This window comes from Kribbella capetownensis, from assembly GCF_004331485.1.
Classification (GTDB): Bacteria; Actinomycetota; Actinomycetes; order Propionibacteriales; family Kribbellaceae; genus Kribbella; species Kribbella capetownensis.
In genome coordinates this window covers 481,203-493,697 of sequence record NZ_SJKD01000003.1, presented here as the reverse complement: position 1 = coordinate 493,697, position 12,495 = coordinate 481,203, and the positions used below count along the sequence as shown (strand labels likewise).

Sequence of the window (12,495 nt, the reverse complement as noted above, 5' to 3'; positions counted from 1 at the left end):
GGGCCGGCGGTTGAGCATCAGCGGGGTGAACGGCACGGGGCAGCGCCGGCCCACGATGAAGGAGGTCGCGGCCCGGGCGGGCGTCGCGCTGAAGACGGTCTCCCGGGTGGTGAACGAGGAGCCGAACGTCAGCCCGGAGCTGACCGCGAAGGTCCAGGCGGCGATCAAGGAGCTCAACTACACGCCGAACGAGAGCGCCCGGATGCTGCGCCGCGGCAAGACCGGGACGATCGCGGTGGTCATCCGCGACATCGGCGACCCGTTCTTCGCTTCGCTCGGCCGCGCGGTCGAGCTCTGGGCCCGCTCGAGCGGTTCGGTCGTGATGATCGGCCTGACCGACGAGGACCCGGAGCGGGAGCGGGACGTCTGCCTGGAGTTCGTCGCCCGCCGGCCGGACGCGCTGATCATGGCACCGATCGGGGAAACCCAGGAGTACCTCGCCCCGCATGTCGACGCCGGGATGGCGGTCGTCACGATCGACCGGCCGGCGCACGGGATCGAGGCCGATGCGGTGCTCGCCGACAACGCCGGTGGCATCGACCAGGCGATCGACCACCTGATCCGGCAGGGCCACCGGCGGATCGCGTACCTCGGTGACGACGAGCGGATCTTCACTGCCCGCGAGCGCGTGGTCGCCTACCGGGCCGCGATGGCCCGGCACCGGATCGACGTGGACGAGGACCTGGTCCACCTGTCCGAGCCCACCACGGAGGGCATCGGCATCACGCTGTCCGCCGTACTGGATCGGGCGGAGCCGGCCACGGCGTTGCTGTCGGCGAACAACATGACGACTGCCGAGGTGCTCCGCGGACTGGCCGGCCGGCGGGGCAAGGTGGCGTTGGTGTCGTTCGACGACCTCGCGCTCGGCGACCTGCTCAGCCCGGGCCTGACCGCGGTCGCGCAGTCGGCCGACGTGATGGCCCGGACCGCGATCCAGCTGATGACCGAGCGGCTGCCCGAGCCGCACCGACCGGGCCGGACGGTCCGCGTCCCGGTGAAGCTGACGATCCGCGGCTCAGGCGAGATCCCGCCCGCCGGCTGAGCGGAGTTCCGCCGCCAGTGGGCACTGGAACGGATCCCGTGCTCTGAGCCCGACGTTGTTCAGGTAGTCGACGACGATCCCGTACGACGTGAACAGCCCGACCTCGGTGTACTTCACCCCGTGCAGATCGCAGTACTCGCGAACGATCGGCTGGACCTGCCGCAGCGTCGGTCGCGGCATGCTCGGGAACAGGTGATGCTCGATCTGGTAGTTGAGCCCGCCGAGCGCGAAGTCGACGATCATCCCGCCGCGGATGTTGCGGGACATCATCACCTGGCGGCGGAGGAAGTCGAGTTTCATCGTCGCCGGGACGAGCGGCATGCCCTTGTGGTTCGGCGCGAACGACCCACCGAGGCAGATCCCGAACACGGCCAGCTGCAGCCCGAAGAACGCTCCTGCCTTGCCGACCGGCAGCAAGATCAGCAACGCCGCCACCGATCCGGCCAAGCGAGTCAGCACGATCGCGGCTTCGATGCGTTCCATCGAGGACGCCGTACGCCGGAAGAGGTGGCGCAGACTGGCGACGTACAGGCTCAGGCCCTCCAGGGTGAGCAGCGGGAAGAACAGCCAGCCCTGGCGCCGGGTCAGCCAGGCGGCCAGACCCTTGCGCTGGGCAAACGTTCCGGGCGTGAAGGCGATGACCCCTGCACCGATGTCCGGGTCGCGGCCGAGCTGGTTCGGTGCGGCGTGGTGGCGGCTGTGCTTGGAGTGCCACCAGCTCGAGCTCATCCCGACCAGTACGGCGGCCAGCAGGCGCGTGGTCCAGTCGTTCCATCGTTTCGAGTCGAAGATCTGCCGATGCGCGCCGTCGTGGCTGAGGAACGCGACCTGGGTCAGCACCAGCGCCAGCCCGCCGGCCAGCAGGAGTACGAGCCACGAGTTACCGAGCAGACCAACACCGGCCCAGACACCCGCGAACGCGAGCGTCACCAGGGCGATCCGGATCCAGTAGTAGCGGTGGCGCCGATTCAGCAGCCCGAGCTCGCGCACCGTTCGGGACAGGTCGGTGTAGAGGCTTGTGTACCGCTGCTGCGGATGGTCGTCATCGGCGACGAGTTGTGACATGAGAAACGCCCCACTTCGGGAGTGCATCGACCGCGATGCGCTACCGGGTCCAGGGCAGCGCCACGTAGCTGTGGCTGGTACCCAACGGAACCATGGACGCGGAGCCGACGCAACCGGTCCGCGCCAGTGTGAGACAGGGAGCTGATCATCCGGGGTTCACCCGGTCGTCACCGGTGCGGAGCAAGCTGGCGGCATGAACTTGAGCCGCCGCCAGCTCTTGGCCGCATCCACCGTCGCCGGAGCCTCCCTGGCTGTGCCAGGGGTGGCCAGCGCGACCCCCAACGTCGCACGTCGTGACCGGCCCGCGCTGCCGTCCGGGATCATGTCGGGCGACGTCACCGAGAACTCCGCCGTCGTCTGGTCCCGGACCGACCGCCGCGCCCGGCTGGTCGTCGATCTGACCAGCAACGGCCGGTTCGACCGGGCGATCCGGTTGCGTGGCCCGATCACCGGACCCGACGACGACTTCACCGCCCAGCTGCCGCTGAAGGGCCTGCGCCCGGGTCAGCGCTACGACTACCGGATCGCGTTCGAGGACTCCTCGGGCCGCCGCGGCGAGACCCTCGAGGGCTCGTTCGGTACGCCGGGCCGCAACCGCGGACTGTCGTTCGTGTGGACCGGCGACACCGCCGGCCAGGGGTACGGGATCAACCCCGAGATTGGCGGCATGGCGGCGTACAGGGCCATGCACCAGACCCGGCCGGACTTCTTCCTGCACTCCGGCGACAACATCTACGCCGACGGCCCGATCGAGGCCGAGCTGAAGGTTGCCGACGGCACCGTCTGGAAGAACGTGGTGACCGAGGAGGTGTCCAAGGTCGCCGAGACGCTGGCCGAGTACCGCGGCCGGTACAAGTACAACCTGCTCGACGACAACGTCCGGGCGCTGTACGCCGACGTCCCGATCGTCAGCCAGTGGGACGACCACGAGACGCTGAACAACTGGTACCCCGGTGAGATCCTCACCGACGACCGCTACACCGAGAAGCGGGTCGACGTCCTGGCGGCCCGGGCCCGGAAGGCGTTCCTCGAGTACCTGCCGATGGTGCACTCGGCCGGCCGGAACCGGATCTACCGCAAGGTGAGCTACGGGCCGCTGCTCGACGTGTTCTGCCTCGACATGCGGACGTACCGCGGTGCGAACCCGACGCCCGACACCGTCGGCCCGGTCGCGATGCTCGGCGCCGAGCAGGCCGCGTGGCTGGTCCGCGAGGCGGCCGCGTCGAAGGCGACCTGGAAGGTGATCGCCAGCGACATGCCGCTCGGCCTGCTGGTCCCGGACGGCACGCTGATCGAGGCCGTCGCGAACGGCGTCAGCGGCGCGCCCGGCGGCCGTGAGCACGAGATCGCCTGGGTGCTGAGCCAGTTCAAGCGGCGCAAGGTCCGCAACACGATCTGGCTGACCGCGGACGTGCACTACGCCGCGGCCCACCATTACGACCCGTCCCGCGCGGCCTACACCGACTTCGACCCGTTCTGGGAGCTCGTGGCCGGCCCGGTGAATGCGGGCGCGTTCGGCCCGAACACCCTGGACTCGACGTTCGGGCCGAAGGTCGAGTTCGTGAAGGCGGCCGACTTCCCGAGCCAGTCGCCGGCCAGCGGCAACCAGTTCTTCGGTCACGTCTCGATCGACCCGCGCAGCGGTGTGTTCACCGCATCCCTGCGCAACCTGTTCGGCACCGTGCTCTGGTCCCAGGACATCAACCCGGCCCGCCACTGAGGGCCCGTCGTACCCACCGGCCTCCGGCGCCTGCGCGGGATGCCGCCCACCGGGGGCGGTGGGTACGACGCTCACTCTTGCTGGAAGAACTCCAGTGCATGCTCGACGACCGCGTCCGGACGGTCGTCGACGAGGAAGTGAGCCGCGCCGGCGATCTCCGCGACCTCGATGCCGTCCTGGCTGGGGATGGACTCGGCCCGCACGACGAGGTCCTCCGCGCCGAGCAGCACTCGAGTCGGTGTGGTCAGTTGCAGGTCGCGGTACTTGCCCCGCAGGACACGCATCCCTTCGCGCTGGATGAAGTTCCGGTACAACGCTGACCCGGCCCGCGCCCTGGCCGGATCACGCAGTTGATCGGCGAAGAGTTCGATGAGCTCCTCCGGCATCGTGGTCGAGTGCCTGCGCATCATGTGACGGGGTAGCCGGCCGGAGCGGAGCGCCCAGGGGCCGAGGCCCGGCCACGGCAGCACGAGGTTGAACCACCCGTACCGCAGGGCTCGCAGCGCGAACCCTCGGTCAGGTCGCACGGCCGGCGGCGGGATCGCGATGACCAGGTGGTCCCGGACGCGCTCGGGATGGCGCAGGCACAGCAGGAAGCCGAGGACCCCGGACCAGTCGTGCGTCAGTAGGTGCACGCGGTCGAGGTGGAGCTCGTCCAGCAGCGCGAGTACGTCGGCCAGTAGCTGGTCGGTGGTGTAGCCGTCCGGCGGCGCGTCGGTCAGCCCGGCACCGCGCAGATCGGGACAGATCACCCGGTAGTGCTGGGACAGCGTGGGAATGACGTCACGCCACTCCCACCAGTGCTGCGGGAAACCGTGCAGCATCAGGACGGCTTCGCCGCTGCCGGCCTCGGCCACCTGCATCCGCAGGCCCGGCAGTTCGACGAAGTGATGGGTCACCCCATCGAGTTGAGGAAGCATGGAGTCGACGGTACTACGAACGTAGTACGAAGTCACTACGTTTATAGTGTTCGGGTGACCTCAACGCGTACTCGTGCGCTCGAAGCCGCCGTCGACCTGCTCGGCACCGAGGGACTGCGTGCCCTCACCCACGCTCGCGTCGACGAGCGGGCCGGACTGCCGAAGGGCTCGACCTCCAACCACTTCCGCACCCGGGCGGCGTTGCTGACCGGCGTCGTCGACTGGATCGCCGCGAGCGAGTCGGAGGCGATCGGTTCGGAGTTGAGGCTGGGCTCGGCCGATGAGTTCGTCGACGCGATGTGCGCGCTGTTCGACTACATCACCCGGCTCAACCGGGTCCGCACCACCGCTCGGCTCATCCTGTTCCTGGAAGGCAGCCATGACCCCGTCCTGCGGGAGGCGCTGTCGCGTGGCCGCGAGGCCATGGAGACGACGGCAACTGCAGCACTCGCCGAGCTTGGCGCGCCGAACCCGCGCGAGGCAGCCCGGGCGATCGCGGCGGCCTCGGAGGGGATGATCCTGCACCGCATCGCGCGGCACGACGACGTCGACCCGCGGCCGACGTACGAGCTTCTGCTGAAAGTCGCACTCGCCGGTTAGGTTGGATCGCATGACCGCCGCTTACCCCGAGAGCCGTCGCGACGACGTCGTCGACACGCTGCACGGCCACCAGATCGCCGACCCGTACCGCTGGCTGGAGGACCCGGACTCCGACGATACCCAGGACTGGGTCCGCCGGCAGAACGAGTTCACCCAGGCCGAGCTCTCGACGTACCCGGAGCGGACGTGGTTCGAGGCCACGATGTCCGCGATCCTTGCCCGGCCGCGGGCCGGCGTACCGGCGAAGAAGGCCGGTTGGTACTTCGCCGGCCGCAACGACGGGACACAGGCGCAGGACGTCGTGTACGTCGCGGAGTCGCTCGAGGAACTGCTCGCCGGCGGCCGGGTCCTGATCGACCCGAACACGCTGTCCGCCGACGGCACCGACTCGCTGGGCTCGTTCACCGTCAGCCCGGACGGCAAGTACTTCGCCTACGGCATCAACGAGAGCGGCAGTGACTGGACGACGTTCCGGCTGCTCGACATCGCCACCGGCACCGCTGCGGACGACGGGGTGACCGAGGCCAAGTTCTGCGAGGCCACGTGGCTCCCGGACAGTTCGGCGTACCTCTATCTGCACTATCCGCCGACCGGCCGGAGCGAGGGCACGGAGACGAAGTCGCTCACCGGTGGCCGGCTGATGCTGCACAAGGTCGGCGACCCGCAGTCGTCGGACGAGTTGGTGTTGAGCTTCCCGGACCAGGACCGCTTCTTCATCACGCCTGAGGTGTCCGAGGACGACCGCTACCTGGTCGTGCACATCACCGAGGGCACCGACCCGGCGACCCGGCTCTGGGTCTTCCCGATCACGTCGGACGGCCTCGGCGATCCGGTCAAGGTGGTGGACGAGTTCGCCGACGAGATCGCGTTCGTGCGGATGTCCGGTGATCAGCTCGTACTGCGGACCGACCGGGACGCGTCCCGTGGTCGCGTGGTGCTGTCCTCGCTGGACGGTACGTTCACCGATCTGATCCCCGAGGGCGAGGCGACCCTGCAGGCGGTCCGCGGTACGGCGGCCGGCCTGACCACGCTCACGCTGGTGGACGCACAGCCGGTGCTGACGCTCTACGCGCTGGACGGCTCGGGTGCGCGGGTCGTCGACGTGCCGGGCGGCGGAGTGGTCGGTCTCAACGCGTCGCCGGAGTACGACGAGATCTTCATCGGCCTGTCGACCACCACGGATCCCACGCTGTCGTACGTCGTTTCGGCCGAGTCAGGCGCTGTCCGTGCGCTGCCGGAGTTGGTTCGTGGCGCAGGTGGCTTCACTCCGCCTTCGGTCACTGTGACTCGCCGGATCGCGCCAGGCCGCGACGTGCCGTACTTCCTGATCACTCGCTCCGACTTGGACTTCTCACAGCCCCGGCCGACGCTCATGTGGGGGTACGGCGGCTTCCGCATCCCGGTCTTGGCGGACTACCGGCCGGGATGGCCGGCGTGGCTCGCAGCCGGTGGAGTGCTGGTGATCACCAACCTGCGTGGCGGTGGTGAGTACGGCAGCGACTGGCACGACGCGGGGCGGCTGAAGAACAAGCAGAACGTGTTCGACGACTTCATCGCCGTGGCTGAGCATTTGCGCGACACCAACGTGACCACTCCGGAGCAGCTGGCGATCCACGGCCGCAGCAACGGCGGCCTGCTCGTCGGTGCGGTGATGGCGCAGCGCCCGGACCTCTTCGCAGTCGCGTTGCCGGGGGTGGGCGTCATGGACATGTTGCGCTTCCACCTGTTCACGGTGGGAGCAGCGTGGGCGTCCGACTTCGGGCATCCCGACGACGAGTCGCAGTTCGAGGACCTGCTGGCCTACTCACCGCTCCACAGTCTGCGGGACGGGACGGCGTACCCGGCGACGCTCGTGGTCACCGGTGACCACGACGACCGCGTCGTGCCGTTGCACAGCCACAAGTTCATCGCGACGCTGCAGCATGCTCAGTCCTCGGCCGCACCGATCTTGACCCGGATCGAGGTCAACACCGGCCACGGCTTCGGCAAGCCCGCCGCCATGGTCGCGTCGGAATGGGCGGACCTACTGGCGTTCGCTGCTCACCACGTAGGTCTCGTACCTCCTGAGCAGTAGGAGGGCCGGGTCACCAGATCCGGGGGGCCCTGAGGTCGCGGGGGTCGTCGACGGGCTGACAGCCGTGGGCGGCGTCCTTGTACTCCGTCCGCGGTCCGCTCGTGGCGAGCGTCCGTACGGCGTTGACGAGACGGTCCACGTGCTCACGCGTCGTACCGAGGCCGAGGCTCGCCCGTACGGCGGTGCCGTGCTCGGCGGAGCCGGCGAGCAGGTGTCCGACGAGAGGGTGCGCGCAGAACTTGCCGTCGCGCACACCGATGCCGTACTCCGCGCTCAGCGCCGCCGACACGAGCGTCGAGCTCAGTCCGGCGATGGTGAAACAGACGGTGCCGACGCGGTCCGCGTCCTCAGCGAAGATCGAGTACGTCGTAACGCCGGGGAGCTGGGCGAGACCCGTGCGAAGGCGGGCTAGCAGGCTGCGCTCGTGCTGCTCGATCGCGTCGCGGTGCTTGGTGATTGCGGCGCACGCCGAGGCCAGTGCGATCGCACCGATGACGTTGGGGGACCCGCCTTCGTGGCGTGCCGGCCCGGTCGCCCAGACCACGGTGTCGCCGGTGACTGCGGTTGTGGCGCCACCGCCGTACAGGTAGGGGTCGGCGGCGTCGAACCAGTCCGAGCGGCCGATCAGCGCACCGGCGCCGTATGGGGCGTAGAGCTTATGGCCGGACAGTGCGACCCAGTCGACGTCCAGCTTCTCGATGTCAACAGCGCGGTGCGGCGCGAGCTGGGCGGCGTCCAGGCAGACTCTGGCTCCGTGGGCCTTGGCGACTGCGGCGATCTCGGCGATCGGGAAGATCTCACCGGTCACGTTGGACGCGCCGGTGACCACGACCAGCCGGGGCCCCTCGGGTGCGGCCCGGAGCGCGTCCGCGACGTTCGTCACCGCCTCGGCGGCGGAGCTCGGAGCGGCGAGGCGGACGGTCCGCTCGGCCGGCCAGGGGAGGAGAGCCGCGTGGTGCTCGGACTCGAAGACGATCACGGTCGTGTCCGCAGGCACGACGTGCGCCAGCAGGTTGAGTGCGTCGGTGGTCTGCCGGGTGAAGATCACTTGGTCGTCCGCACGGGCGCCGACGAACGCGTGCACCTCGGCGCGGGCCCGCTCGTACCACTGCGTGGTGATGCGCGAGGCGTAGCCGTTGCCGCGATGCACCGACGCGTACGACGGCAGTGCGGCCTCGACGCTGGCGCGGACCGACTCCAGACACGGCGCGCTGGCCCCATGGTCGAAGTTCGCGTAGTCCGTGACTCGGCCGTCGGCCAGCGGGACCAGGAGGTCCGAGCCGACGGTGGCCGGGACGCTGCCGGTGGAGAGCCGGGCGACGGTCGGCCGCGGGGCCGTCGTACTGGCAGGCTCGAGGATGGAGAGGATCGACATGGTGCTGCTCCCAGGAAGTCCGCGCTTGCCGAACGGGGTGTCCGCACGGCCCGGTCTTCACCCGGGGCACCCCACCGCGGAGGAGGGTTGCCGGCCAGCAAGCCGGGGCTTGACGCTGGCACTCATGACCTGCCGAGAACGGTAACGAACGGGCCAGGATCGACGCCAGCCCTAATCTCGTGATGTGAGACTGCCGAACGCATGTTGAGACTCCGGTCCGGACCGCAACCATTCGTGCGGCTGTTGCGTCCGACCGGGCGGGAGGTGGTGGCGGATGTGGTGGAAGAAGGCCAGCTGCCCGGTCCGGAGCGTGGAGCAACTCTGGATCGAGGAGAACCTCGACTGGTTCGTCGCGGAGTTCGGTGACGAGCTCCTGCGCCGGCCGGTGGTGGTTCCCGAGGAGTCGTGGTTCCCGGCCGGCTACACCGGCTCGGAGGACGACGTACGGGCGGTGTTCCGGAAGCTGTGCGATCACGTGCAGGTGCCGGCGGACCGGGTCCGGCTGGACCTCGAGCCGGATGAGCCGGACGAGCTCGTCGCGCATGTGGGTCTGAACTCCGAGTCGTCCGGGGCGGCGGGGCACTGGCGTCAGCGTGGCGGCGCCACCGTGGTGACGGTGGATATGAAGCAGGCGCAACGGCCGGTGGCTCTGGTCGCGACCATGGTGCACGAGCTCGGCCACGAGCGGCTTCTCGGTGAGGAACGGATCGATCCGGACCGGCGCGACGGCGAACCGCTGACCGACCTGTTCACCGTCTTCGTCGGCTTCGGGATCTTCAGCGCGAACGCGTCCTTCGAGTTCTACCGGACCCACACCCACTACGGGACCTCCAAGCTCGGCTACCTGACCGAGGCCATGTACGGGTACGCACTCGCGCGGTACGCCTGGCTGCGCGGCGAGTCCGAGCCCGCCTGGGCGGAGCGGCTCGACACCAATCCGCGCGAGTGGATAAAGCAGGGGCTGCGCTTCCTGGAGGCTGGTGTTGGATAGGCGCCATGACGACGGAGTGGACAGCGCCTGACGTAGACCGGCCCGACGGGTCGCTGACCGCACCGGAACGCGAGCTGCTGCAGGGGTATTTGAACTTCTACCGCACCACGCTGCTGCTCAAGTGCGCCGGTCTGACCGCGGCGCAACTTGCTGAGCGCCCGTCGCCGCCGTCTAACCTCTCACTGCTCGGACTGATCCGGCACCTGACCAAGGTCGAGCGCATCTGGTTCCGAATCCACTTCGCCGGCGACGCGCCGGCCGAGCCGCTGTTCGCTCCCGAACTGGGCAAGGACGCCGACTTCGAGTTGATCGATCCGGCCGAGGCGCAGGCGGCGTACGACGGTCTGATCGCGGAGTGGAAGCTGTCCGACGACGCGGCCGCCGGGCGGTCGCTCGACGATCGCTTCACCTTCGGTGGCACCGAGTCGACGCTGCGGATGATCTACATCCATCTGATCGGGGAGTACGCCCGGCACTGCGGTCACGCCGACCTCGTCCGTGAGCAACTGGACGGCACCACCGGCGCGTGAGTGGTCCACTCGAATCTGGAAATCGATTGCCTTGACCCTTCCGGTCTGCATCGCGCTGTGATCGACTCGTCGCATGAAGCGACCGACCGCCCTCGTTCTGCTCCTGATCGCCGTACTCTCCAGCCTGCTCGCGGTGCCCGCGCACGCCGCGGGGATCCGGCTGGAGGTGCTCTCGTCGCCACGACCTGACATGGTCAGCGACGGCAACGTGCTGGTCGGTGTCTACGGCCCGCACCTCGACCGCCTCACCGTCCGGCTGGATGGGCGCGACGTCACCGACGCCTTCGCCCGGACCGGTGATCACCTGACCGGCCTGGTCGACGGTCTCGTCGATGGCCGCAACACCATCACGGCCGACCGCGAGCGGCTGGTGGTCACGAACCACCCGCGCACCGGTCCGATGCTCGCGGGTCCGCACGAGACGCCGTACATCTGTGGGACGGCCGACTTCACCACGCTTGCCAAGGTCAGGCTCGGACCGCCGACGGATGCGAACTGCTCGGTGCCGACCCGCGTCGACTACCTGTACCGCTCGACGATCGACCGTTCGCTGAAGGTGCTGCCCGCTGATCAGCCCGCGGACCTGGCGGTCACGACCACCTCGGACGGCCGGACCGTGCCGTACATCGTCCGCGTCGAGACGGGCGTGATCAACCGATCCATCTACGAGTACGCCGTACTCCACGACCCAGCGGCAGGCGAGCCGGACGTGCGGCACGCGCCGACCGGCTGGAACGGCCGGCTGATCTACACCTTCGGCGGCGGCTGCCCGGGTGGCTGGTACCAGCAGGGCAGCGGCACCGGCGGCATCAACGACGACCTGATGCTCGGTCGCGGGTATGCCGTCGCGTCGTCGAGCCTGAACGTGTTCGGTGTCAACTGCAACGGCGTACTTGCGGCCGAGACGATGTCGATGACGCGGGAGCACATCGTCGAGACGATCGGCGTACCGCGGCAGACTGTCGGCTGGGGCTGCTCCGGTGGGTCGTACCAGGTGTTCCAGATCGCCGACGACTACCCGGGTTTGCTGGATGGCATCGTCGCGTCCTGCGTGTTCCCCGAGGTCGGGTTCGCGACCCTGCACACGATCACGGACGCGTTGCTGCTCGACCACTACTTCCAGTCCGCGCCGGGCTGGACCGACGAGCAGAAGCAGGCCGCGGCGGGCTTCGGCAAGGTCGGCACGATCGCCAACCTGGCCGGCGCCGGCCGCCGCATCGATCCGCGAGTCTATTGCCCTGGGCAACTTCCGGTGGAGCAGCGGTACGACCCGGTGACCAATCCCGGCGGCGCGCGGTGCGACGTCTACGACCATCAGGTCAACGTCTGGGGCAAGGATCCCGTGACCGGCGCGGCGCGGCGTCCGCTGGACAACGTCGGCATCCAGTACGGCCTGGACGCGCTCAACTCCGGCAAGATCACCGCGGACCAATTCCTCGATCTGAACCGGACGGTCGGCGGCTTCGACACTGACGCGAACTTCGTCCCCGCCCGGACCGTTGCGGATCCGTCCGCGATCAGTACGGCGTACCGGACCGGGCAGCTGATCAACGGTGGTGGGGGATTGGCGAGTACGCCGATCATCGACTACCGGCAGTACTGGGACGAGCTGCCGAACGGCGACATCCACCTGATCTTCCACTCGTTCTCGCTCCGCGAGCGGCTGCGCAAGGCGAACGGGGACGCCGCCAACGAGGTGATGCTGGTGCAGGCAGGTGACGCTCCGGGCGGATTCAGTACGACGAACCCGGTGCTGGCCGACGCGCTGACGGCGCTGGACCACTGGATGGACGCCGCGGACGCCGACACCCGGCCCGGCTCATCGCACGCGCGGCTGCTGCGCAACAAGCCGACGTCGCTGGCTGAGGGTTGTTGGAGCCCGGAGGGCGAGAAGATCGTCGAGACGCAGGTCAACGGCATCGGGACGACCCGGTGCAACACCTTGTATCCGGTGTGGCCGTCGCCGCGGCAGGTGGCCGGCGCATCCGTTGCCAACGACATCATCAAGTGCCGGCTCCAGCCGCTGAAACCATCGGACTACAAGGTGCCGTTCACCAAAGCCCAGTGGGAGTCGCTGCGGCAGGCATTCCCCAACGGTGTCTGCAACTGGAAGGCACCCGGCGTCGGCCAGCAGCCGCTGGCTGGAAGCTGGCCCACCTTCTGACCTCTGGTCTTCCT

10 protein-coding genes and 1 riboswitch are annotated in these 12,495 nt (G+C 69.0%); of the genes, 7 read left to right on the top strand and 3 right to left on the bottom strand.

Annotated features, from left to right (window positions below):
• Nucleotides 1-10 precede the first annotated feature (10 nt).
• Nucleotides 11-1,042 (top strand): LacI family DNA-binding transcriptional regulator, encoded by a 1,032-nt coding sequence (locus E0H75_RS17065; protein WP_238163072.1) that lies wholly within the window; start codon nt 11-13, stop codon nt 1,040-1,042.
• On the opposite strand, the gene E0H75_RS17060 is transcribed toward E0H75_RS17065, so the two are convergent.
• Nucleotides 1,016-2,107, bottom strand: a complete 1,092-nt coding sequence (locus E0H75_RS17060; RefSeq protein ID WP_131514521.1) for a fatty acid desaturase family protein — start codon at nt 2,105-2,107, stop codon at nt 1,016-1,018. The genes E0H75_RS17065 and E0H75_RS17060 overlap by 27 nt on opposite strands.
• Nucleotides 2,108-2,300: 193 nt before the next feature.
• Between E0H75_RS17060 and E0H75_RS17055 the strand changes: the two genes are divergently transcribed.
• The gene (locus tag E0H75_RS17055) at nt 2,301-3,827 is read left to right on the top strand and encodes an alkaline phosphatase D family protein (protein ID WP_131514520.1); all 1,527 of its coding nucleotides are present in this window, start codon (nt 2,301-2,303) and stop codon (nt 3,825-3,827) included.
• Nucleotides 3,828-3,898: 71 nt separating this feature from the next.
• On the opposite strand, the gene E0H75_RS17050 is transcribed toward E0H75_RS17055, so the two are convergent.
• Entirely contained in the window at nt 3,899-4,747 is an 849-nt protein-coding gene (locus E0H75_RS17050; protein ID WP_131514519.1) for an alpha/beta fold hydrolase, read from the bottom strand.
• Between the two features lie 54 nt (nt 4,748-4,801).
• On the opposite strand from E0H75_RS17050, the gene E0H75_RS17045 reads away from it, so the two are divergent.
• Complete coding sequence (locus tag E0H75_RS17045; RefSeq protein WP_131514518.1) at nt 4,802-5,347, top strand: TetR/AcrR family transcriptional regulator; 546 nt, start codon at nt 4,802-4,804, stop codon at nt 5,345-5,347.
• 10 nt (nt 5,348-5,357) lie between these two features.
• Nucleotides 5,358-7,421 (top strand): prolyl oligopeptidase family serine peptidase, encoded by a 2,064-nt coding sequence (locus tag E0H75_RS17040; protein ID WP_131514517.1) that lies wholly within the window; start codon nt 5,358-5,360, stop codon nt 7,419-7,421.
• A gap of 10 nt (nt 7,422-7,431) precedes the next feature.
• Here the strand turns inward: E0H75_RS17040 and E0H75_RS17035 are convergent, their stop codons facing one another.
• The gene (locus E0H75_RS17035) at nt 7,432-8,796 is read right to left on the bottom strand and encodes an aminotransferase class V-fold PLP-dependent enzyme (protein ID WP_131514516.1); all 1,365 of its coding nucleotides are present in this window, start codon (nt 8,794-8,796) and stop codon (nt 7,432-7,434) included.
• A gap of 16 nt (nt 8,797-8,812) precedes the next feature.
• Nucleotides 8,813-8,926: riboswitch (SAM riboswitch) on the bottom strand.
• 144 nt (nt 8,927-9,070) lie between these two features.
• Here E0H75_RS17035 and E0H75_RS17030 point away from each other — a divergent pair.
• From E0H75_RS17030 to E0H75_RS17020, 3 genes are all read left to right on the top strand, one after another.
• A complete protein-coding gene (locus E0H75_RS17030; RefSeq protein WP_131514515.1) occupies nt 9,071-9,787 on the top strand; it encodes a hypothetical protein in 717 nt (238 codons plus the stop codon).
• Between the two features lie 5 nt (nt 9,788-9,792).
• Nucleotides 9,793-10,317, top strand: a complete 525-nt coding sequence (locus tag E0H75_RS17025; protein WP_131514514.1) for a DinB family protein — start codon at nt 9,793-9,795, stop codon at nt 10,315-10,317.
• Nucleotides 10,318-10,390: 73 nt separating this feature from the next.
• Complete coding sequence (locus E0H75_RS17020) at nt 10,391-12,481, top strand: DUF6351 family protein (protein WP_131514513.1); 2,091 nt, start codon at nt 10,391-10,393, stop codon at nt 12,479-12,481.
• Nucleotides 12,482-12,495: the final 14 nt, after the last annotated feature.